The following is a 23008-nucleotide window of genomic DNA, read 5'->3' as shown; positions in this document are numbered from 1 at the left end:
GGTCCGTGATGCTGACCGTAGGGTTGGCTCGTTTCAGCCCCGTGCCGCCGGATGACTGCCGAGAAACCTTGCTCTCACCAGGCCGTCAGCGCGTGTGTGAGACCGCGGGCTCCGGACTGGGCAGGGTACCCGGCGCTTCGACCGCTCCGGTACGGCGGAGTTTCTGCCAGCGCAGCCGGCCGCCGGTGAGAGCGGTGATCCACGACTGGAGCAGCACCACGTACATGAGCTGCCGGTAGAGGATCTGCTGGAGGGGCAGCGAGATCAGGTACGTCATGCGCTCCCGGTCGAGCCGGAAGGCGTACGCGGCGCAGATCGCCTGGACGGCGAGGACGGCGAACCAGGCGGCGACGGTCTTCCCGGTGGGGCCGAAGACCAGCCCGTACAGCAGGAAGACATCGATCAGCGGCGCGAGCAGCGGCGCCAGCACCATGAACAGCGAGACCAGGGGCAGGCCGACCCGGCCGAAGCGGCCCGAGGGACCGCTTTCGATCAGCGCCCGGCGGTGCTTCCAGATGGCCTGCATGGTGCCGTAGCTCCAGCGGTAGCGCTGGGACCACAGCTGCTGCACGGACTCCGGGGCCTCGGTCCAGGCGCGGGCGTTCTCCGCGTAGACCACTCGCCAGCCGTCGCGGTGCAGGGCCATCGTGATGTCGGTGTCCTCGGCGAGGGTGTCCTCGCTCATCCCGCCGACCCGGTCCAGGGCCTCGCGCCGGAAGGCGCCGACCGCGCCCGGGATGGTGGGCATGCAGCCCAGCAGGTCGTACATCCGGCGGTCGAGGTTGAAGCCCATGACGTACTCGATGTGCTGCCAGCCGCCGATGAGCCGACCGCGGTTGCCCACCTTGGCGTTGCCCGCGACCGCGCCGACCCGGGGGTCGCCGAAGGGCTGCACCAGCTCGCGCACGGTCGAGGGCTCGAAGACCGTGTCGCCGTCCATCATCACGATGATGTCGTGGGAGGCGTGGGCGATGCCGTTGTTGAGCGCGGCCGGCTTTCCGGAGTTGGCCTGCCGGACGACGCGGACGTCGGGCAGCCGCATCGCCTCGACGATGTCCGCGGTGCCGTCGGTCGAACCGTCGTCGATGACGATCACTTCGACGGGGTGGTCGCCGGCCATCAGCGAGGTGACCGTGTTGGCGATGCACTCCTTCTCGTTGTACGCGGGGACGAGGACGGTCACCGGCCGGGTGACCTCGGGCCCCCAGCTGAAGTCCTTGCGCCGCACCTTGCGGGCGTGCAGGGCGGAGAGCAGCAGCATCAGGCCGAAGCGGGCCAGGACCAGGACACCGACGACGGCGAGGCCGACGACCAGCGCGTCGGTGATGTGCTCCGAGACGCTGACCGCGCCGACGAACGCCTTGCCCTTCCACAGCTCGAAGCCGGTCACCGGGGTGTGCGCGCTGGGGGCGCCGAGGGCTCCGGTCAGGCCGGTGAACTCGTAACCCTGCTTCTGCAGTTGGGGCAGCAGCCGGTCGAGGGCCGCCAGGGTCTGCGCGCGGTGGTCGCCGCCGGAGTCGTGCATCAGCACGATCGCGCCTTCCCCGGGCTTCTTCGGGGTGGCGTTCTCGACGATCGCCTCGACGCCGGGGCGCTTCCAGTCCTCGCTGTCGACGGTGTTGAACGCCGTGATGTAGCCGCGGCTGCCGATGTACTGAGTGACGGGCCAGCTCTCGTTGTCCAGGACGTACGAGAACGACGAGTACGGCGGGCGGAACAGGGAGGTGCGGATCCCGGCCGCGCCCGCGAGGGCCAGCTGGTTCTGCGACAGCTCCCAGTCGATGCGCGCCTGGGACTGGTAGGAGAGGTCCGGGTGGTTGAAGGTGTGCAGGCCGATCTCGTGGCCCTCGTCGACCATCCGCCGTACCAGGTCGGGGTGGCGGGAGGCCATGGTGCCGGTGACGAAGAAGACGGCGTGCGCGTCGTGCTCGCGGAGCGTGTCGAGGACCTTCGGCGTCCACACCGGGTCGGGTCCGTCGTCGAAGGTCAGGACGAGCTTGTTGTCGGGCACGTCGAGCGCCTTGGGGTCGCTCTTCCCGCGCGCGTCGATGACCGGGCCGCCCTCCAGGATGTGCCGGGGCACCTGGTCGTTGCCGACCGGCTGGCGCACCCGGTGATCCGCGAGGATCTCGCTGTGCACATAGCCGCGCAGCATGAGCATGGCGAAGAGCGCGACCAGGAACAGCAGGGGCAGCAGATAGCGCATGGGCACCCTGGGGCGCCTGAGGCCCGCCTTGCCCCGGGCGGTCATACGGCACCGCCCTCGGCCGCGGGCGGAACCACCGGGTCCGTCGGTTCGGCCGGCGGCGTTTCGGTCACCACGGGCGCGGGATCAACGGGCCCCGGCTCGGGCACCGGCTCGGGGTCCGTGCCGCCGGTGGTCCCGGTGGGTACCGGGCTGGCCGGCGGGGCCGGGGTGCCGCTGACCGAGACGCCCGGCCTGGGCGTGGGCCCGGCGGGCCGCGGCGCGACGCCGGCCGGCGGGCGGCCCGCGGCGGTGCCGGTCGGGTTCGGAGCGACGGCCCCGGGCGAGGCCGCGGGGGCGGGCCGGTGCGCGGCGCCGGGGACGTCCGGCGCGGACGGCAGCGCCTCCGGGGCGGGCGAGTCGCTGACCGTGCCGGGCTTCTCCTCCGCGGCGGGGCCGGGTATGCCCAGCCAGGGTGCGCTGGAGTTGCCGCCGAGGAGAGTGCCGACGAGGAGTACGGCGTAACAGGCGCAGGCCGCGCCGAGTACCCAGCCGATGCGGCGCAGTTTCCGGCTCCGGCGGCCGCTCTCGTCGACGAAGACCGGCCCTGCCGCGCCCGTTGCGGAGCGCCCGGCCGCCGCTGCCGGCGCCTCGGGGGCCTCCTGGCCCCACGGGTCCACCGGTGGATCCCCCAACTGCCTGGCGAGTCCATCGAGTTGAACGGTGATTTCGTCCTGATCGTGCGCATGCCCCAAAGAGGCATCCTCGTGCTTTTTTTCCACCGCTGTACGCCCATCCCCACTGAACAATTTCGGGTGCGCGCACGACCATCGGGCACTCGTCGTCGGACCGGGCCCCATCCCGGTCCGAGCGCCCCCCATATCACCGCGCCCGGGTGAGTGAATGTAGCGCACCCGAGGGGCCTTCATCCGCACGAGTCAGTTTTTGTCCGCCATCAAAGACAAATCGACATCGGGCGTCCAGCCGCCGGACACGGGAGCGAGCCAGCCCTCCCGCCGGGCGAGTTCCGTGACCGCCGCGCGAAGCGCATCAACTCCGGGATGCCGCAGGCCTTTCCGCCACACCAGGGACACCGGCGACAGCGGTACGGGATCGACCAGCGGCCGCAGCACGGCCCCCGGCATTTCGGGAAAGTCCACCACCACCAGCACCGGGGTCCGGGACTTCGCCATCACCCGGCGGAACTCCTCGTGGCCGACGGCCACCGGCGCCGGCGGCGCGACCGCGATCCCCCGGCCGGCGAACAGCCGCCGGGCGAAGTCCGTCCACTCCAGGGTCCGGGGATTGCCCGCCCCCGCGTACACCGACTCCCCCGCGAGCGCGTCGAGCGGCACCGTGGGGCGTTCCGCCAGCGGATGACCGTACGGCAGCAGGACCGCCAGCGGCTCGAACCGGACCGGCTGATGGTCCAGGCGCGCCCGGACGGCCGGCTCCAGCCCGGCGAACCTCCCGAAGGACACGTCGAGCCGCCCGGCGAGGATCTCGGCGGCGGCGCCGGTGAGGCCGCTCTCGAAGCGGGCCATCAGCTCGCAGCCGGGGGCGAGTTCACGGGCGCGGGCCAGGACCCGGCCGGAGGTCAGGCCCTCGGTGTTGAGGTCGACGAGCAGCGGCCGGGCCGCGTCCCCGGTCCCCGCGAAGGCCGCCGCCAGGTCGTCCTGGGCCTCCAGCGCCCGGCGTGCGTACGGCAGCAGCCGCTCACCGTCCGCCGTGAGGGCGACCTGCCGGGTGGTCCGGACGAACAGCTCGGTGCCCAACTCCCGCTCCAGCCGCCGGATGTCCCGGCTGAGCGCCTGCTGGGCGATGTAGAGCCGGGCGGCTGCCCGGGTGAAGTGCAGCTCCTCGGCGGCGGCGGTGAAGGCGCGCAGCAGGCGCGGCTCGATGTCTCGGGGCATCGCACGAATTTACAACGCAGGCGCGTCAGTGCTGCCGGAGCAGGTGTTGGACCGGCGCCGATCCGCACCGCGAGGGTTGCCCCATGCCGCATCCGACCGACGCCCCGCAACTGACCGTCACCTCCCGAGCCCCGGTACGCAACCCGTACGTCCGGCTGTTCGCCACGCCCGGCGCCCGCGCCTTCACCGCGGGCAATCTGATCGCCCGCCTCCCCATGGGCATGTTCAGCGTGAGCGCCGTCATGATGATCGCTGGGTCACGCGGCTCGTACGCCCTGGCGGGCGCGGTCACCGCGACCGGACTCGCCGCGACCGCGCTGGTCGCCCCCTGGACCGCCCGCCTGGTCGACCGGCACGGCCAGGCCCGGGTCGCGGTGCCCGCCACCGCGGTCGCGGCACTCGGCTCGCTCGCGCTGCTGCTGTGCGTCCGCTTCGGCGCCCCGGACTGGACGCTCTTCGCCGCGTACGCCGCGACCGCGACCACCCCGAACACCGGTGGGATGTCGCGGGCCCGCTGGGCCCACCTGCACCGGGACGATCCCGCCGCCCTGCACACCGCCAACTCCTTCGAACAGGCCGCCGACGAGCTCTGCTTCATGCTCGGCCCGGTGCTGGCCGCTTTCCTGTGTACCGCCCTCTTCCCGGAGGCGGGCACCCTGACCGGCGCGGTCCTGCTCCTGACCGGCGTACTGCTCTTCGCCGCCCAGCGCGCCACCGAGCCACCGGTCGCGCCCCGCGCTCGCGCCCGCTCGCCGCTGCGGGTACCGGGGATGCCGCCGCTGCTGGCGGCGTTTCTCGCCACCGGTGCGGTCTTCGGGTCCATGGAGGTCGTCACCCTCGCCTTCGCCGACGAGCGCAGCCACCGGGCCGCGGCGGGCGCGGTGCTGGCGCTCCAGGCCGCGGGATCCTGCGCGGCCGGGCTGCTGTACGGATCCGTGCGCCCGGCGGACAGTCCGGCCCGACGGCTGCTGGTCTGCGTCGCCGCGATGGCGGCCCTGATGAGCCTGCCGCTGCTGGCGGCCACGCTCACCGGCTCGCTGCTCGCGGTCGCCGCGGCGCTGCTGCCGGCCGGGATGGCCACGGCGCCGACGATGGTCACCGGCATGACGCTCGTACAGCGGCGCATACCGGTGGACCGCCTCAACGAGGGCATGACACTGGCCGTGACGGCCCTGCTCGGCGGTATCGCCGCCGGCTCCGCGGCGGGCGGCTGGGTGGTGGAGCGGTTCGGCGCGGCCGCGGGGTACGGGGTGCCATTCGCTGCGGCCGCACTGGCCCTGGTGATCACGGCAGCGGGAACAGCGGCACGAACCGCCGCGGGAACGGCTGCGGGAACGACGAAGGCCCCGCTGTCCTGAGACAGCGGGGCCTTCGCCTCACATGGGAATTGTGGAGATGGCGGGAATCGAACCCGCGTCCAACGGTGCGGAACCAGGGCTTCTCCGAGCGCAGTTCGCTGCGATTTTCTCGGCCCCGGAGATCACGCGAACAAGTCTCCGACGGGCTCAGTCACTGTTTGATTTCCCACCGGGCCCCGTGACCGGGCTCAGTGGTTTAGTCCCCTAGCTGATGCCAGGATCCGGGTCGGGAACAGCCCCGGGCTGACACTCCGCAGAGTCTTCGCTTAGCTGCTAATTAGGCAGCGAGGGCGAAGGCGGAGGAATCGCGCTTGGTGTTGGCGATTATTGTTTGCGACATATGGTTAACGAGATCATTGCCGCTTCCTCGGCTCGCTTCCCCTGCTTCGACATCCGCTGTCGAAACCGATCATCCCCATGTTTTTTTATCAAGGTGACTCCCACCCCGTCGCCGGGGTGCTGATGCCATCGTACGTGAACAGCGCACCAAGGTGCCAGCTTATTCCCGCGCGGCCGGCCCGCCGGGCCCGGCCCGGTCCGGTCAGGCCCGCTGCTTCCGCCTGACCGCCGAGATCGCCCGGTCCGTCTCTCGCCGGTCCTGCTTCTCGCGGAGCGTCTGACGCTTGTCGTACTCCTTCTTGCCCTTGGCCAGCGCGATCTCCACCTTGGCCCGGCCGTCCTTGAAGTACAGGGCCAGGGGCACGATCGTGTGTCCCGTCTCCTGCGACTTCGACTCCAGCTTGTCGATCTCGACGCGGTGCATCAGCAGCTTCCGCTTCCGCCGCGCGCTGTGGTTGGTCCAGGTGCCCTGGCTGTACTCCGGGACATGGACGTTGTGCAGCCACGCCTCGTGTGCGTCGATCTGGACGAAGCCGTCCACCAGGGACGCCCGTCCCTGACGCAGCGACTTCACCTCCGTGCCGGTCAGGACCAGCCCGCACTCGTAGGTGTCGATGACGGTGTAGTCGTGCCGCGCCTTCTTGTTCTGCGCGATCAGCTTGCGCCCTTTTTCCTTAGCCATAGTGCGGCCATTTTCGCACTAAGAGCCGGTGCCGAGGCCACCCAATACCGTGCGCGCCTTCTCCTCGGCCCGCTCGCTCACCGCCAGGTCCGGTGTGATACCCCGGCCGTCGACGCTGTGGCCCGCCGGAGTGCGGTAGTGGCCGACGGTCAGCTCGGCGACCGAGCCGTCCGGCAGCTCGGTCGGCATCTGGACCGAGCCCTTGCCGAAGGTGCGTGAGCCGACCGTGACCGCCCGGCCGCGGTCCTTCAGCGCGCCGGTCACTATCTCGGCGGCGCTCATCGTGCCGCCGTCCACGAGGGCGACCAGCGGTCTGCCGGTGTCCCCGCCCCGGTCCGCGTACAGCGCGCGCTGCGCTCCCCGTACGTCATAGGTGGCGACCAGCCCGCCGTCCAGGAACGCGGACGCGGCGGTGACCGCCTCGTTGACCAGGCCGCCGGTGTTGCCGCGCAGGTCCAGCAGGACGCCGGCGCCGTCCGGGGCCGCGCGGACGGCGTCCCGTACCCGCTCGCCCGAGCCCTTGGTGAAGGACGCGACCTTGATCAGCGTCACACCCGTCCCCAGCTGCCGGACGGTGACGGCCTCGGTGGTGAGCCTGGCCCGGCGCAGGGTCTCGGTCCAGGTGCGGCCGCCGCGCTCCAGGCCGAGGGCGACCGAGGTACCGGCGACGGCGCTCTCGCGGTCCCCGCGCAGCAGTGCGACGACCTCGGTGACGGGCCGCCCCGCCGTGCGGTGGCCGTCGACCGTACGGATGTGGTCGCCGGCCCGGACACCGGCCCGGTCCGCGGGTCCGCCGGGCTGCACCCGGGAGACCTCGATACGCCCGTCGCGGCCGCGCTCGGCCCACAGGCCCACGCCCGTGTACGTACCGTCCAGGGCCCGCTCGAACTCCGCGTACTCGCCCTCGTCGTACACCATGGCCCAGCGGTCGCCGCTGCGGCTGACGACCTCCTCGGCCGCGTCCTTGGCGGACTTCCCGTCGGCCATCGCCTCGGCCGCCGCCCTCGCGACATCGTCACGCTCGGTGGCGGAAGCGGCACTGCGGGCACCCGCCAACTGTGCGTCCGTACGGGCCTCTTCGCCCCAGACACCGGTCGCCGCACCCGCCGCGAGAGCGCAGGTGAACACCAATGTCAGGGCCGCCCCGCGGCGGATACCGCGGGGCCGGAGGCGCATTCCAGAGCCCGGCATGGCGACCACTCTAGGACAAGGCCGGGCGCTGTAAGGCATGTTGCCCGTACGGCGCCCGGGGCGCTTGTCACACCTTGAGGTACTTGCGCAACGCGAAGAAAGCGGCAAGCGCGGGCATCAGCAGGGCGATCGCCAGCACCAGCGGGAGCTTGGCGAGAACCGCGTCCCAGCCGATGAAGTCGATCAGAACCAGCTTCTCGGAGAGCGCCAGGCCGTGGTCGATCAGGAAGTACCGGCCCACGAGCAGGAAGACGCAGGCCACCACACCGCCGATCAGCCCGGCGAACGCGGCCTCCATGATGAACGGCATCTGGATGTAGAAGCCGGACGCGCCGACCAGCCGCATGATGCCGGTCTCCCGGCGGCGGCTGAACGCCGAGACGCGCACGGTGTTGACGATCAGCATCAGCGCGATGACCAGCATCAGGCCCATCACGAACAGCGCGGCCAGGTTCATTCCGCTGAGCAGATCGAAGAGGTTGTCGAGGGTGCCGCGCTGGTCCTGTACGGACTGCACGCCGTCCCGGCCGGCGAACGCGGTGGCGACGACCTTGTACTTCTCCGGGTTGTCGAGCTTGACCCGGAACGACTCCTGCATCTGGTCCGGGGTGAGCGAACTGGCCAGCGGGGAGTCGCCGAACTGCTCCTTGTAGTGCTTGTACGCCTGGTCGGCCGACTCGTAGTGGACGGTGTCCACGGCGGCCATCTTCTCGAGGTCGGCCTTGATCGTCTTCTTCTGCTCCGAAGTCACCGCGCCCTTGGCGCACTTGGCGAGCGCCTCGGCGTCGGCCTTGTTGCACAGATAGATGGAGACGTTGACCTTGTCGTACCAGTAGCCCTTCATCGAGCTCACCTGGTCGCGCATGAGCAGCGAGCCGCCGAACAGGGCCAGCGAGAGGGCGACGGAGATGATGACGGCGAAGGTCATCGTGAGATTGCGCCGGAGGCCGACGCCGATCTCCGACAGGACGAACTGGGCGCGCATGGCGTCCTCTCAGTCTTTCAGTGCTGCTTTCGGTGCTGCTTCAGTGCTGGTAGCCGTAGACGCCGCGCGACTGGTCGCGCACGAGACGGCCCATCTCGAGTTCGATGACGCGCTTGCGCATCTGGTCCACGATCTGCTGATCGTGCGTCGCCATGATGACGGTGGTCCCGGTCCTGTTGATCCGGTCCAGCAGCTTCATGATGCCGACGGACGTCTGCGGGTCGAGGTTGCCGGTCGGCTCGTCCGCGATCAGCAGCATGGGCCGGTTCACGAAGGCCCGCGCGATCGCCACGCGCTGCTGCTCACCACCGGAGAGCTCGCCGGGCATCCGGTCCTCCTTGCCGCCGAGGCCGACCAGGTCGAGGACCTGCGGTACGGCCTTGCGGATCTCCCCGCGCGGCTTGCCGATGACCTCCTGCGCGAACGCGACGTTCTCCGCGACGGTCTTGTTGGGCAGCAGGCGGAAGTCCTGGAAGACGGTCCCCAGCTGGCGCCGCATGTGCGGCACCTTCCAGTTGGAGAGCCGGGCCAGGTCCTTGCCGAGCACATGCACCTGGCCGTGCGTCGCGCGCTCCTCGCGGAGGATCAGCCGCATGAAGGTGGACTTGCCGGAGCCGGAGGAACCGACCAGGAAGACGAACTCGCCCCGCTCGATCTCGAGGGAGACCTCCCTCAGTGCAGGACGGTTCTGCTTCGGGTAGGACTTGGAGACGTTGTCGAATCGGATCACGGGTGCACCACGGTCGCCGGGAGTAGGTGTGCGTGACCATACGCGAAGCGGGCTGGAGCGTGCAGGCGGCGGTCGAGGATGAGTGATTTATCCCGCGAAATCCAGGGGGCCGCGCCGAATCCGGCGGGAGCTGGCACAGTGGGAGGGGGAACGGTTGCGTTTCCCTGAGCGTTGTGCGGAAAGAAGGCCGCGTATCGCGGCTCCGCCGCGCGGGAGAGGAGAGCGCATGACCTATGACCGACTGGTGTGCGCCAACTGCGCGGCGCCTGTGAACGAAGGCCGCTGCCACGTGTGCCGGGCGAACCGGGACCGCCTCCAGCAGGAGGGCCCCTTCGCCGGACTGAACCCGGCCATGCTGCTCGCGCTGCTGGTGGTGCTGGTGGCGGCGATGGCCCTGCTGGCGCACCAGACGGCGTAGCGCCTGCGCCTGTGACTGCCGGAGGGCCCGGGACGCGATGTGCGTCCCGGGCCCTCCTGTGCGTGTGGTGCGTGCGTGTACGGACGTGTACGGCCCGTACGCGGCTGCTAGGCCGCGGTGCGGCCGCCGCCGACCAGGCGGGGCAGCATCCGGAAGCCGATACCGCCGGCGATCATCGTCGCGGCGCCGACCAGCAGGAACGTGGTCTCGTTGGCGCCCGTCGCGGCGAGCTCCTCCTTGGCCGCACCCTGCTCGACCGGCTTGGAGCCGACGTTGTCGGTTTCGGTGTTGTCCTGGCACTCGGCCCCGTCAAGGTCCACGGTGCAGGTCCCGGCCCCACCGTCGTCCCCACCGGTGCCACCGGTCGAGGCCTCACCGGTGGTGCCGGCGTCGCTGCCGCCGTTGCCGTTGCTACCGGCGTTCCCGTTGCCGTTGCTGCCGCCGTTGCCGTTACCGCCGGCGTTCCCGTTGCCGTTGCTGCCGCCGTTGCCGTTACCGCCCTGGTCGCCACCGCCGACCGCAGCGTCACCGCCGCCCACGGCCGCGTCACCGCCACCGACAGCAGCGTCGCCACCGCCGACGGCCGCGTCACCGCCACCAACCGCAGCGTCACCGCCACCAACCGCAGCGTCACCGCCACCAACCGCAGCGTCACCGCCGCCCACGGCCGCGTCACCGCCGCCGACCGCAGCGTCACCGCCGCCCACGGCCGCATCGCCGCCGCCGACCGCAGCGTCACCGCCGCCCACGGCCGCGTCACCGCCACCGCCACCGACAGCAGCGTCGCCACCGCCGACGGCCGCGTCACCGCCGCCGACCGCAGCGTCACCGCCCGTGTCACCACCGCCCGGGCCCTGGGTGTCACCGCCACCGGCCACGGTGTCGGCGTCGTCGACGCCGATGCCGACGCCCACACCCGTCTCGTCCACGTTGGCCTTCGCTTCCAGGCCACCGATGTTCACGCCAATGCCGGCCGCCTGAGCGGCGCCGGCTGCGGTCAGCGAGGCACCGGCCGCAATCACCGCACCGGCCGCTATCCGCGCCACGCGCAGCCGCGTCTTCTTGGTCATCTGCCTGCTACCCCCAGTAGCTGTCTCGTAAGTGGAGCACCGTCCGGGGCCGCGGCCTTCGGGGGTTCGCAACTGGCCCCCGCCACACGCGCCCCAGTAATACGCATGCCGCGCGCCAGCCTTCCCACTTTTCAGATCATCGTCAAGGTCGTTGCGCGCGCAATGCCCAATTTGCGGGCAGTTGCCTGCCGTTGGGCCGTGAAACTGTGACGGAAAAAGGGAACTGCCGCCCGTTGGACGGCAGTTCCCTTGTCGACAAAGCGGGAATTTACTTCTCCTGCTGCTTGCGCCAGCGAATTCCGGCCTCCAGGAAACCGTCGATCTCGCCGTCGAGCACCGCCTGCGGATTACCGACCTCGAACTCCGTCCGCAGGTCCTTGACCATCTGGTACGGGTGCAGGACGTACGAGCGCATCTGGTTGCCCCAGGAGCTGCCGCCGTCCTTGAGGGCGTCCATCTTGGCCTGCTCCTCCTGGCGGCGCCGCTCGAGCAGCTTCGCCTGAAGGACGTTCAACGCGCTCGCCTTGTTCTGGATCTGCGAGCGCTCGTTCTGGCACGAGACGACGATGCCGGTCGGGATGTGCGTCAACCGCACCGCGGAGTCGGTGGTGTTGACGCCCTGGCCGCCAGGGCCGGACGCGCGGTAGACGTCGACGCGCAGTTCGGACTCGTCGATCTCGACGTGATCGGTCTTCTCGACGACCGGCAGCACCTCGACGCCCGCGAACGACGTCTGGCGGCGGCCCTGGTTGTCGAACGGCGAGATGCGCACCAGCCGGTGGGTGCCCTGCTCGACCGAGAGCGTGCCGTACGCGTACGGCGCCTTGACCACGAAGGTGGTCGACTTGATGCCGGCTTCTTCCGCGTACGAGGTCTCGTAGACCTCGGTGGAGTAGCCGTGCCGCTCGGCCCAGCGCAGGTACATCCGCTGCAGGCGCTCGGCGAAGTCGGAGGCGTCCACGCCGCCGGCCTCGGCACGGATGTTTACCAGTGCCTCGCGCTCGGCGTACTCGCCGGACAGGAGGGTACGGACCTCCATCTCGTCCAGCGCCTTGCGGACGGCGATGAGCTCGGACTCGGCCTCGGCGAGCGTGTCCGCGTCGTCCTCGGCCTCGGCGAGCTCGAAGAGCACGCCCAGGTCGTCGATCCGGCCGCGGAGCGCCTCGGTCTTGCGCAGCTCGGCCTGGAGGTGCGAAAGCTTGCTCGTGATCTTCTGTGCCGCCTCCGGGTCGTCCCACAGGGACGGGGCCGCGGCCTGCTCCTCGAGCACGGCGACGTCTGCCCTCATCCTGTCGAGGTCCAGGACGGCCTCGATCGACCCCATGGTCGAGGAGAGGGACTTCAGCTCTTCGGATACATCGACGACTGCCACGGGTCCAGCGTAACGGCTGGCCGCCCGGACCTTCCCCACGCCCGGTGGCGGACCCCCCCGGCCGGACCGCCCGGACAGGACCCGGTGCCTTACGGGGCCGAGGGCGAGGACCGCTCGGTGTCCTGGGGGGCGGGATCCGGGGCGTCCCCGTCGGCGGCGAGCCAGCCGCCGATGCCCAGTGCCGCCGCCAGGGCCACGGCGGCGACGCCCAGCTTCAGCCGGCGCCGGCGTACCGCGTCGGAGGCGGATCTGTGCCGGGCCGAGCCGGGGCGGCGTTCGGCCGGCGACCGGGGGACGCGGGCGGTGCCGCGGGCGCCGCCGGCCAGCTCGTCCGGGCCCGGGACGCGCATGCTGGTGTGGGTGTCGCGGTTCGAGTCCGGCGCGGCGCCGGGGACGAGCGGAACCGCCCCGCGGCGGCGGCCCGGCTCACCGGGGAGCGCGGGGTGGCCGGTGGGGTGGCCGGCCGGTTCGCCGGCGTACGGCGCTTCGTACGGCTGCCGTCCGTCTTCGTCGTCGTCCGGTTCGTCCACGTCCAGCGGGGGCATGCCCGCGAGCAGCGGCAGCTGGTCGCGCAGCCGCGCGGAGAGCTCGGAGGCGCGCAGCCGGGACGCCGGGGCCTTGGCCAGACACTGGACGATGAGCTGCCACAGCTCGTCGGGGATACCGGGGAGCGGTACGACGGTCTCGGTCACATGGCGGCGCAGTACGGCCCCGGGGTGGCCGCCGCCGAACGGCGTGAACCCGGCGAGCAGCTCGTACAGGACCGTCGCCAGGGCGTATATGTCGACAGAGGCGCGCGGCGGGAGGCCCTCGATGATCTCGGGCGCGAGGTAGTCGGGCGTACCGATGATCTTCGTCGCGGTCCTGGTGCGGCGCGGCGAGTCGATCAGCTTGGCGACGCCGAAGTCGGTGAGCAGGGCGGGATGCGCCCGGCCCGGTCCGATCGGGCCCTGCATGTCCAGCAGGATGTTCTCGGGCTTCACGTCACGGTGCACGATCCCGGCCGCGTGGGCGGCGGCAAGGGCGTCCGCCACGTCCGCGACGACGGCGACCGCCGCCTCGGGGGCCATCCGGCGCTCGCGGTCGAGACGGGTGCGCAGGTCGGTGCCGCGTACGAGCTCCATGACCAGGGCGAGGTCGTTGCCGTCGACGACGAGGTCGCGCACGCCGACCACCCGGGGGTGGTCCAGGCTCAGCAGCGCGCTGCGCTCCTGCACGAAGCGTCCGACGAGCTCCTGGTCGGACGCGAGGTCCTCCCGCAGCAGCTTGATGGCGACGGGCCCGTCGGGTCCGTCGCCCAGCCACACCGTGCCGGCGCTGCCCCGCCCGAGAATCTGGTGGGCGGTGTACCGGCTGCCGATTTTCCGTGCCAAGACTGCTCCCTCAGCGGCTGGCGTTCGCGCACAAAACTACGCGGCCGACGGGGTGTTCAGGGCCCCGGATGGTGCCAACCTTGCACTTCTGCGGGGGAAATCACCCGCAGAAGTCGACAAATCTACGGAACCGTCTCCGGTGCGGGCGGCTCCGGCGCCGTCGAGCTACCGATCTCGGAGATCCAGGCGGATGCGTCGGAGACCCAGTCCGAGACCTGGTTCCAGAAGCTCTTGCCGTCCGCGACCCAGTCCTGGAGCGGGGTGAGTTCCCAGATCATCCAGGCCGCCACGACGAAGATGACGACCGTGAACAGGCAGCCCTTGAGGCAGCCCAGCCCCGGGATCCGCATCGGGTTCGCGCTGCGGCGCGGCTCGCGCGGCGGGCGGGGGGCCCGGGGGGCCGGCTGCTGGGGCGGCGCGTACCGCTGCTGGGGCTGCTGCGGCGGTGCGTACCGCTGCTGCGGCTGGTGCGGCTGCTGCTGACGCTGCGGGGCGTAGTGCTGAGGCGGCTGCTGGGGCTGTTGGGGCTGCGGCGCGGGCCGGCGCTGCGGGCGGCGGCGCAGCGGGTCCTGGCTCGGGTCGAGGTACTGGACCTGCGTCTGCTCGTTGCGGTCGCGGGCCGCCCGCATCTGGCTCTGCCAGGGGTGTGGGTCGTCCGGCGACGGCTGCGGTGCGCCGTCGGGCCGCGGGGGCACCGGCGGCATGACGGCCGTCGGGTCGGCGAAGCCGGCCCCGCCGCCCGCGCCGCCGGACCGCATCACGCTGGTGGCGCCGTTGGGGTCGTAGGCGGCCGGGTCGTACGCACCGGCGCCGCCCGGCAGTACCTGCGTCGGGTCGGCCGCGCCGGGGGTGCCCGGGGTGCCGGGGACGGGGGCCGGTGCCGGGTCCGGGGCGAGCAGGGCGCCGACCCCGAGAGCGGCCTCGACCTGCGCGGAGGAGGAGTGCACGCCGATGCCGGCCGCGACGGTGCGCAGGCCGCGAGCGAGGTTCTCGGCGCTGGGCCGCTCGCCCGGCTCCTTGCGCAGGCAGCGCTCTATGACCGTCCACAGAGGCTCCGGGACGGTGGTGGGGCGGCGGGGCTCCTCGCTGAGGTGGCGGTGCAGGACCTCCAGCGCGGTGCCGCCGGCGAACGGCGGACGGCCGGTGACCAGCTCGTACAGCAGGATGCCGGCGCCGTAGATGTCGACCGCGGAGGTCTGCGGGCGGCCCTCGGCGGACTCCGGCGCGACGTAGGCCGGCGTACCGACGAACTCGTGCGTACGGGTCAGGCCCGGGGAGTCGGCGAGGCGCGCGATGCCGAAGTCCGTGAGCATCGGGTGCATCTGGCCGTTCGCGTCGGCCAGCAGGACGTTGGCGGGCTTGAGGTCGCGGTGGACGACGCCGTCGGCGTGGCTGGCGGCCAGCGCGTCCGCGATCTGGGCGGTGAGCAGGGCGGCCGCGACCGGGGTGAACGGGCCGTTCTCCCGGATGTAGCGGTGCAGGTCCGGGCCGTCGACCAGGTCCATGACGAGGGCGAGGAGGTCGCCCTCGACGACGAGGTCGCGGGTGCGCACGATGTTCGGGTGCGTGAGGCGGAGCAGGACGGAGCGCTCGCGCAGGAAGCGCATCACGACGTCCGCGTCGTTCGCCAGCTCCTCCTTGAGGACCTTGATCGCGACGGTCTCGCCGGGCTGCCCGGCGACCGCTGCCTCGGCGCCCGCGGTCTCCCGCTGGCGGGCCCGCCAGACGGTGCCCGTGGCGCCGCGCCCGAGTGGCTCCTCGAGCAGGTACTTGCTGCCTACCGGCCGCACGTCATGTGCTCCCTGCTGATCGTGTGTCCTTGCTTGCCGGGCGCACTGGCCCTTCCGGCCACTCTAGGCCCTGGGCACCGGCCGGTTCGCGTTGGTGGGGAAGACGTCCGAACCGGGCGCATGGTTGCCGTGCGGCGGCGGCGATGACGGGCCGCGGCGGCGGCCGCCGGAGCGGTCGGGCAGGCGCGGACAGTCCCAACCAGGCACTTTTGGGTCGACAGCCGACCAATCAAGATCACTTCTTGGTGGTCGCCGGGCGTGTTGTCAGTGGCAGGTGCGAGGATGCCCCCAGCACGGACTGCGGGGTCGGGAGCCCTGTGGTTCGCGCTGACCTGTACCGGACGACGCGTCCGTGCGGGGTGGGGGGATTCACCGGGCGGCTTGCCTGCCGTTCCCCTGCCGGGCGCGCCGCGCAGAAGGGACCGCTGACCGCGATGCAGATCCGGCTGACCGTCCTCGGGCCGCGCAGCGGCCAGACCGCGACCGCGCCCCCGCGCGTCTGTGACGTACTCGTCACCGCTCCGGCGGGGACCGCGCTGGCCGCGGTCGCCTCCGGGCTGGCCGGCACGGTCATGGGGCCCGACGTCTCGGGTGCGGTGGTGCTGTACGCCGGCCAGGAGCGGCTCGACGCGCAGCGGCGGACGCTGGGTGAGCCCCCGCTGGTCGACGGCGCGGTGCTGTCGCTGCACGCGCCGGCCGAGGACGACGCTCCCGCGGACGCCATATCGGCGCAGCTCCATGTGGTCGCCGGGCCCGACGCGGGGGGTGTCCATCTGCTGCACGGCGGCCAGATCCGGATCGGCCGGTCGGCGGACGCGGATGTGCCGCTGGACGACCCGGACGTGTCCCGGCTGCACTGCGTGGTGACGGTGGCCGAGGACGGCCGGGTGTCGGTCGCGGACCTGGGCTCGACGAACGGCACGTCCCTGGACGGCAGGCAGGTCCACGACCGCCCGGTCCGGCTGACGCCGGGGGCGCTGCTGCGGGTGGGCGAGTCGGCCCTGCGCCTGTCCCCTCCTGACACGGGCACGCCGCCGCCCCACCGACCGACCCCGGACGGCGAGGGCCACCTCCGCGTCCCACCGCGCGCGGCGGGCGCGGCGGGCGCGGCGGGCGCGGCGGGCGCGGCCGGCGACCCGTGGGGGCAGGCCGACGGCCAGAGCGGCCGCCGAGGCACGGGCGTCGGGGGGACGACACCCCCCGGCCGAGCGCCCGGCGCCGCCGCCGGCGGCGGGACGTTCACCGGGGCCGCAGGCGACCCCTGGGGGGCGGCCGCCGGCAGTGGTGAGGCAGCGACCGGGGGTGGAGGCGGCTCCGGCGACGGGCGGGCCCCGGGCGCCCCAGGCGGGGGACGCGGCGCGGGCAGCAGCCAGACGGCACCCCCCGGCCGAGCGCCCGGCGCCGCCGGCGGCGGGACGTTCACCGGGGCCGCAGGCGACACGTGGGGGCAGGCCGACGGCCAGAGCGACGCGCGCGGGCCGGGCGCCGGCGAGACGGCGTCCCCGCCCGGCCGACGGCGGTGGGGGCGGGGGCGGCGGTTCGGGGGGCGGCGGGGGGACGAGGGGCCCGCGGTCGAGGCCGTGCCCCACGCGCCGCAGGTCGCCGCCGGTGCGACCGTGGGCGAGGCGTGGCCCGACGCCGCGTCCCTGTTGCTGACCGCCCTCGGGCCCGGCCCCCTGCTGTGGGAGCGCGGCCCCGGGCACCCCGAAGCACTGGTCCTCCGGCTCGGTACGGCCGACCGGCCCGCGCCCGGCGGCGCCGGGCTGCTGCCCGCCGTGCCGGTCACCGTCGGGCTGCGCGAGGCCGGTTCGCTGGGGCTCGCCGGACCACGGGCCCGGCTGTCCGGGCTGGCCCGGTCCGTACTGGCCCAGCTCGCCGCACTGCACGCGCCCCACGATCTGGAGATCGTGCTGATCAGCGCCGACCGCACCCGGAGCGCGGCAGAGCGCACCGCCGAGTGGTCCTGGCTCGGCTGGCTGCCGCACCTGCGGCCCGCGCACGGCCAGGACTGCCGGCTGCTCCTCGCGTACGACCGGGAGCAGGCCACCGCCCGCACCGCCGAGCTGACCCGCCGCCTGGACGACGGTCCGCTCGGTCCCGGCTGGGCCTCCGCCGAGCCCGCGGCCGTCGCCGACGCCGCGCGGCGGTACACGGGTCCGTACACCGTGGTGATCGTGGACGGCGACCCCGGTTCGGCCGTGCTGCGCGAGACCACCGCGCGGCTGGCCACGGCAGGGGCCGCCGCCGGGATCCATCTGCTCTGCCTCGCCGAGACACCCGCCGCCTCGCCCGTCTCACCGGTCGCCGCGACGTACGAAACCGCCTGTTCGGCCTCCCTCGCCTTCCGCGAATGCGGCGCCGTCGCTCTGCTGAGCGGCGATGTCGCCACCGCCCTGCGGCTGCTGCGCACCGCGAACGGGCAGCCCGCCGGGCACGGCGCGGTCGCCACCGTGGACGCGGTGTCCGTGGCCTGGGCGGAGCGGTTCGCGCGGGCACTGGCCCCCCTGCGGGCGGCGGACGGCGCCGAGCCGGGCCGGCCCACGCGGTCCGCCACCGCGCTGCCGGCCGCCGCCCGGCTGCTGGACGAACTGGGGCTGGCCCGCGCCACCCCGGCCTCCCTGATGGCCCGTTGGGCGGCGGCGACCGACGAAGGACAGGGCGTCGGCGGCCACGCGGACGTCGTCCTCGGCACCGGGCAGCGCGGAGCGGTCGGCGCCGAGCTGGTCGCGGAGGGCCCGCACCTGCTCGTCGAGGGCCCGCCCGGCAGCGGCCGCACCGAGCTGCTCCGCTCCGTCGCCGCCTCCCTGTGCGCCGCCGCGCGGCCCGACCGGCTCGGGCTCGTACTGGTCGACGGCGCGGGGGGCGACCGCGGCGAGGGGCTGCGGGCCTGTACCGAACTGCCGCACGTCTCGGCCCACCTCGTCGCCTCCGACCCGGTACGGATGCGGGAGTTCGCCCAGACCCTCGGCGCCGAGCTGAAGCGCCGCTCCGAACTGCTGGGCACCCTCGGCTTCGCGGAGTGGCACGCGCAGCGCGAGGTCGCCGCCCGGATGGTCGCGCAGCGCCCACCGAGCGCGGCCGAGCAGCGCGGCGAACTGGACTCGCCGCCGAGCGGCACCCTGCGGCTGCGCGCCGCGGCCGCCGCGCGCCGGGACGTGGCCGGGCCGACCCCGCTGCCCCGGCTCGTCGTGCTCGTCGACGACTTCGACGCGCTGGTCTCGCCGGCCCTCGGCAGCACCGGCCGGCCCGCCGCCGGATCCGTCGTACGGGTACTGGAAGCGGTGGCCCGGGAGGGCGAGCGGCTCGGGGTGCACCTGGTCGCGGCCTCGGCGCGGCCCGACCGTACGGCGGGCACGGACGTGGCGCGGAGCGCCGCGCTGCGCGTGGTGCTGGCCGGGACGGAGGACGCCGCCGCCGGTCGCGGGCAGCTGCACCATCCGGACGGGCGGGTGACGCCGTTCCAGGGCGGCCGGGTGACGGGGCGTATTCCGCGTACGGCGACGCTGCGGCCGACCGTCGTACCGCTGGAGTGGGAGCGGATGGGCGACCCGCCGACGCGCCGGCCGGTACGGGAACTGGGCAACGGCCCGACGGACCTGGCGCTGCTGGCCAGCGCCCTGGACCGGGCGGCCCGGCTGGTGGACGCGGCCCCCGTGACCTTCCCCTGACGTTCCCGTGAGGTCGGCCGTTTGCGATCGGCAAGGGGTCACAACGCGATCACGATCGCCCTCTTGACATCGGCGGCGCTATTGCGGGCCGTGAACACCCGGCGTAGACCTGTCCGCACGGGACAGCCACGAACGGTCGCGGCCGTGACTCGCATGCGGCGGTTCGTACGAGCAACGTTCGTACGCGCAACGGGAGAGACGGGGCAGTGATGCGCACAACTCTTCACCCACGCAGAGGCACACGGAAGGCCGTACTGGCGGTCGTCGCCGCAGGCGCACTCGCGCTCAGCGGCTGCGGAGGCGGCGACGACCCGTCCGAGAAGGACCCGCCGGGCGGCAGCGGGCAGACCAACGGCGCGGCCACCGTCCAGCTGCCCAAGCTCGACGGGGAGAAGGTCGAGGTCGCGGCCGTCTGGACCGGCCCGGAGCAGGCGAACTTCACCAAAGTGCTGAAGGAGTTCGAGAAGCGCACCGGCGCCTCCGTCACCTTCGTCCCCGCGCAGGACCCGATCGTCAACTTCCTCGGCACGAAGATCGCGGGCGGCCAGCCGCCGGACGTGGCGATGCTCCCTCAGGTCGGCGCGCTCACGCAGGCGGTGCAGAAGAAGTGGGCCAAGCCGGTCGGCGCCGAGGCGCAGGCACAGCTGGACAAGAACTACGGCAACGGCTGGAAGTCGCTGGGCGCGGTGGACGGCAAGCAGTACGGCGTGTACTTCAAGGCGGCCAACAAGTCGCTGGTCTGGTACAACGCGCAGGCCTTCGAGAACGCGGGCGCCGAGGAGCCGAAGACCTGGAAGGAGTTCCTGGAGACGGCCGAGACGATCTCCGCCTCCGGCGTCACGCCGGTGTCGGTCGCGGGCGCGGACGGCTGGACCCTCACCGACTGGTTCGAGAACATCTACCTCTCCCAGGCCGGCCCGGAGAAGTACGACCAGCTGGCCAAGCACGAGATCAAGTGGACGGACCCGAGCGTCAAGGCGGCGCTGACCACCCTCGGCGAGCTGTTCGGCAAGAAGGAGTACCTCGTCGGCGGCCAGGACGGCGCGCTGCAGACGGAGTTCCCGAAGTCCGTCACGCAGACCTTCACCGGCGGGGACCAGCCCGACGGCGCGATGGTCTTCGAGGGCGACTTCGTCGCGGTCAACATCGCGCAGACCGAGGCCAAGATCGGTACGGACGCCAAGGTGTTCCCGTTCCCGGCGGTGGGCGCCGAGTCCCCGGTGGTGTCCGGCGGTGACGTCGCGGTCGCGCTGAAGGAGACCAAGGGCGCGCAGGCCCTGCTGACCTTCCTGGCCTCGACCGACGCCGCGAAGATCTGGGCGGAGCAGGGCGGGTTCATCTCGCCCAACAAGTCGCTGGACGTGGCGGTGTACCCGAACGACATCCAGCGCGACATCGCCAAGGCGCTGATCGCCGCCGGTGACGACTTCCGCTTCGACATGTCCGACCAGGCGCCGCAGTCCTTCGGCGGCACGCCGGGCAAGGGCGAGTGGAAGGCGCTGCAGGACTTCCTGAAGAACCCGAAGGATGTCGCGGGGACTCAGGCGCGCCTGGAGTCCGACGCGGCCAAGGCGTACCAGAGCTGACGCGATGACGTCAGTCACCACGGGGGGCACCGCAAAGCCGGTGCCCCCCGCAGGACCGCGCAAGAGCGTGACCGGCACGCGCAGGACGGTCGCAGTGAGTTTTCTGCTGCCCGCCCTCGTGCTGCTGGGCGCGCTCGTCGTCTACCCGATCGGGTACTCGCTCTACCGGAGCTTCTTCGACCAGTCCGGAGAGAACTTCGCCGCCTTCGACAACTACACCGCGCTCTTCACCGACGACACGATCCTGACCGCGGTGCAGAACAACCTCATCTGGGTGGTGGTCGCGCCGGCCGTGGCGACCGCGCTCGGTCTGATCTTCGCCGTCCTCACCGAACGGGTCCGCTGGGGCACGGCGTTCAAGCTGATCGTCTTCATGCCCATGGCGATCTCCATGCTCGCCGCGGGCATCATCTTCCGGCTGGTGTACGAACAGGACCCGGACCGGGGGGTCGCCAACGCCGTGTGGGTCGGCGTGCACGACACGTTCGCCGAGGCGTCCGCCTTCCCCAAGGCGCGGCCCGGCCGGGACTCGGCCCTGGAGCCGGGCGGCGGCGGCTCGTTCATCACCCGGGCCCCGGTACGGGCGGGCGAGCCGGTGGTCCTTCCGCTGGTCGGCGTGCCGCCCGCCCAGCTGCCGGACAACGCGGAGCCCGCGAAGCCCGCGAAGGCGGAGGCCGGCAAGGTCACCGGCACCGCCTGGCAGGACTTCACCAGGGGCGGCGGCGGCGAGACCAACCGGATCGACCCCGAGGAGGTCGGCTACCCCGGCATCAGGATCGAGGCGGTCAAGGACGGCAAGGTGGTGGACTCCACCCGCGCCGGACCCGACGGCACCTTCACGCTCTCCGAGAAGGCCGACGGAGCCCAACTGCGGTTCCCCGCCTCGAACTTCCGCGAGCCGTACAACGGGGTCGACTGGCTGGGCCCCAGCCTGATCACCCCGGCCGTCATCGGCTCGTACGTCTGGATGTGGGCCGGCTTCGCCATGGTGCTCATCGCGGCGGGGCTGGCGAGCGTGCCGCGCGAGCTGCTGGAGGCGGCCCGGGTGGACGGCGCGAACGAGTGGCAGGTGTTCCGCCGGGTCACCGTGCCGCTGCTGGCACCGGTGCTGGCGGTGGTGCTGGTCACGCTGATGATCAACGTGCTCAAGATCTTCGACCTGGTCTACATCATCGCGCCGGGCTCCTCCCAGGACGACGCCAATGTGCTGGCCCTCCAGCTCTACCGCTCGTCGTTCGGCACGGACGCCGACCTGGGCATCGGCAGCGCCATCGCGGTCCTCCTGCTGCTGCTGGTGATCCCGGTGATGCTCTTCAATATCCGCCGCATGCGACGGGAGGCCCGGCGATGAGCGCCACCAAGACCCCGGCGACGAGCGGCACCCAGGCGGTGAAGGCCGAGCAGTCCCTCGCCACGCGCATCGCGGCCCGCACCGGCGGTGGCGTGATGCGGGTGTTCCTGATCCTCGTCGGCCTCTTCTGGCTGATGCCGACGATCGGCCTGCTCCTGTCCTCCCTCCGCGGCCCGGCCGACATCAGCGCCAGCGGCTGGTGGCAGGTCTTCACCGCCCCCGCCCAGCTCACCGCGGAGAACTACACCAACCTGTTCGACAACGAAGTCGTCATGAACTCCCTGCTGAGTACGGTGCTGATCACCGTCCCGGCGACCGTCCTCGTCGTCGTGATCGGTTCACTCGCCGGCTACGCCTTCGCGTGGATGGAGTTCCCCGGCCGCGACTGGTGGTTCCTGCTGGTCGTCGCACTGCTGGTGGTGCCGGTCCAGGTCGCCCTGGTCCCGGTCGCCGAACTCTTCGGCAAGCTCGGCATCTTCGGGACCACGCTCGGCGTCGTGCTCTTCCACGTCGCCTTCGGGCTGCCCTTCGCGATCTTCCTCCTGCGTAACTTCTTCGCGGAGATCCCGCGCGAGCTGCTGGAGGCGGCCCGGCTCGACGGCGCCGGTGAGATCAGGCTGTTCACCCGGGTGGTCATGCCGCTCGGCGGCCCGGCGATCGCCTCGCTCGGCATCTTCCAGTTCCTTTGGGTCTGGAACGACATGCTGGTCGCGTTGATCTTCGCCGACGCCGACAGCCCGCCCATCACCGTCGCTCTCCAGCAGCAGGTCCGGCAGTTCGGCAACAACATCGACGTGCTGGCGCCCGGCGCCTTCGTCTCGATGGTGATCCCGCTCGTCGTCTTCTTCGCGTTCCAGAGGCAGTTCGTCTCCGGCGTGATGGCGGGCGCGGTCAAATAACTGGCGGCCACGGGGAGGTGGCCAGGAGGACGGCCCGCCGCGCGCAGGTGTGTGCATTCACCGGGCCGTTCTCCGGTGTTCGTCCCCCGGATGCCACG

General features: G+C 72.4%; 17 protein-coding genes and 1 other RNA gene. 6 read left to right on the top strand and 12 right to left on the bottom strand.

Features of this window, described 5'->3' with window-relative positions:
• Nucleotides 1-85 precede the first annotated feature (85 nt).
• From ACWV17_RS17920 to ACWV17_RS17910, 3 genes are all read right to left on the bottom strand, one after another.
• The gene (locus tag ACWV17_RS17920) at nt 86-2206 is read right to left on the bottom strand and encodes a bifunctional polysaccharide deacetylase/glycosyltransferase family 2 protein (protein WP_455360585.1); all 2121 of its coding nucleotides are present in this window, start codon (nt 2204-2206) and stop codon (nt 86-88) included.
• 41 nt (nt 2207-2247) lie between these two features.
• Nucleotides 2248-2865, bottom strand: coding sequence for a hypothetical protein (locus ACWV17_RS17915; protein ID WP_455360535.1), 618 nt, complete (start codon nt 2863-2865; stop codon nt 2248-2250).
• 258 nt (nt 2866-3123) lie between these two features.
• Entirely contained in the window at nt 3124-4098 is a 975-nt protein-coding gene (locus ACWV17_RS17910) for a LysR family transcriptional regulator (protein ID WP_455360534.1), read from the bottom strand.
• A gap of 83 nt (nt 4099-4181) precedes the next feature.
• Here ACWV17_RS17910 and ACWV17_RS17905 point away from each other — a divergent pair, with 83 nt between their 5' ends.
• Complete coding sequence (locus tag ACWV17_RS17905) at nt 4182-5456, top strand: MFS transporter (protein WP_455360533.1); 1275 nt, start codon at nt 4182-4184, stop codon at nt 5454-5456.
• A gap of 29 nt (nt 5457-5485) precedes the next feature.
• Here the strand turns inward: ACWV17_RS17905 and ssrA are convergent.
• From ssrA to ftsE, 5 genes are all read right to left on the bottom strand, one after another.
• Nucleotides 5486-5873: a transfer-messenger RNA gene (gene ssrA, locus ACWV17_RS17900) on the bottom strand.
• A gap of 124 nt (nt 5874-5997) precedes the next feature.
• Complete coding sequence (smpB, locus tag ACWV17_RS17895) at nt 5998-6477, bottom strand: SsrA-binding protein SmpB (protein WP_455353452.1); 480 nt, start codon at nt 6475-6477, stop codon at nt 5998-6000.
• 18 nt (nt 6478-6495) lie between these two features.
• Nucleotides 6496-7668, bottom strand: coding sequence for a S41 family peptidase (locus ACWV17_RS17890; protein WP_455360532.1), 1173 nt, complete (start codon nt 7666-7668; stop codon nt 6496-6498).
• Between the two features lie 67 nt (nt 7669-7735).
• Nucleotides 7736-8653 (bottom strand): permease-like cell division protein FtsX, encoded by a 918-nt coding sequence (gene ftsX / locus ACWV17_RS17885; protein WP_455360531.1) that lies wholly within the window; start codon nt 8651-8653, stop codon nt 7736-7738.
• 40 nt (nt 8654-8693) lie between these two features.
• Entirely contained in the window at nt 8694-9383 is a 690-nt protein-coding gene (gene ftsE / locus ACWV17_RS17880) for a cell division ATP-binding protein FtsE (RefSeq protein ID WP_455353449.1), read from the bottom strand.
• A gap of 226 nt (nt 9384-9609) precedes the next feature.
• Between ftsE and ACWV17_RS17875 the strand changes: the two genes are divergently transcribed.
• Entirely contained in the window at nt 9610-9801 is a 192-nt protein-coding gene (locus ACWV17_RS17875; protein ID WP_455353448.1) for a hypothetical protein, read from the top strand.
• Between the two features lie 107 nt (nt 9802-9908).
• Here the strand turns inward: ACWV17_RS17875 and ACWV17_RS17870 are convergent, their stop codons facing one another.
• From ACWV17_RS17870 to ACWV17_RS17855, 4 genes are all read right to left on the bottom strand, one after another.
• Entirely contained in the window at nt 9909-10871 is a 963-nt protein-coding gene (locus tag ACWV17_RS17870; RefSeq protein WP_455360530.1) for a hypothetical protein, read from the bottom strand.
• A gap of 268 nt (nt 10872-11139) precedes the next feature.
• Nucleotides 11140-12243, bottom strand: coding sequence for a peptide chain release factor 2 (gene prfB, locus ACWV17_RS17865; protein WP_455353446.1), 1104 nt, complete (start codon nt 12241-12243; stop codon nt 11140-11142).
• 89 nt (nt 12244-12332) lie between these two features.
• The gene (locus ACWV17_RS17860; RefSeq protein WP_455360529.1) at nt 12333-13616 is read right to left on the bottom strand and encodes a serine/threonine-protein kinase; all 1284 of its coding nucleotides are present in this window, start codon (nt 13614-13616) and stop codon (nt 12333-12335) included.
• 122 nt (nt 13617-13738) lie between these two features.
• A complete protein-coding gene (locus tag ACWV17_RS17855; RefSeq protein WP_455360528.1) occupies nt 13739-15406 on the bottom strand; it encodes a serine/threonine-protein kinase in 1668 nt (555 codons plus the stop codon).
• A 434-nt stretch (nt 15407-15840) separates the two neighbouring features.
• Between ACWV17_RS17855 and ACWV17_RS17850 the strand changes: the two genes are divergently transcribed.
• From ACWV17_RS17850 to ACWV17_RS17835, 4 genes are all read left to right on the top strand, one after another.
• Nucleotides 15841-19074, top strand: a complete 3234-nt coding sequence (locus tag ACWV17_RS17850) for an FtsK/SpoIIIE domain-containing protein (protein ID WP_455360527.1) — start codon at nt 15841-15843, stop codon at nt 19072-19074.
• 209 nt (nt 19075-19283) lie between these two features.
• Nucleotides 19284-20660 (top strand): ABC transporter substrate-binding protein, encoded by a 1377-nt coding sequence (locus ACWV17_RS17845; RefSeq protein WP_455353442.1) that lies wholly within the window; start codon nt 19284-19286, stop codon nt 20658-20660.
• 4 nt (nt 20661-20664) lie between these two features.
• Nucleotides 20665-22011 carry a carbohydrate ABC transporter permease gene (locus tag ACWV17_RS17840; RefSeq protein WP_455360526.1) on the top strand — a complete coding sequence of 449 codons (1347 nt, stop codon included), beginning with the start codon at nt 20665-20667 and terminating at the stop codon, nt 22009-22011.
• On the top strand, nt 22008-22910 hold the full coding sequence (locus tag ACWV17_RS17835; RefSeq protein ID WP_455353440.1) for a carbohydrate ABC transporter permease: 903 nt from the start codon (nt 22008-22010) through the stop codon (nt 22908-22910). The genes ACWV17_RS17840 and ACWV17_RS17835 overlap by 4 nt, the downstream gene beginning before the upstream one ends.
• Nucleotides 22911-23008 lie beyond the last annotated feature (98 nt).

Source organism: Streptomyces mabaensis (genome assembly GCF_053763515.1).
The sequence above is the reverse complement of the archived record's forward strand: the minus strand, read 5'-3'. Positions and strand labels throughout refer to the sequence as shown.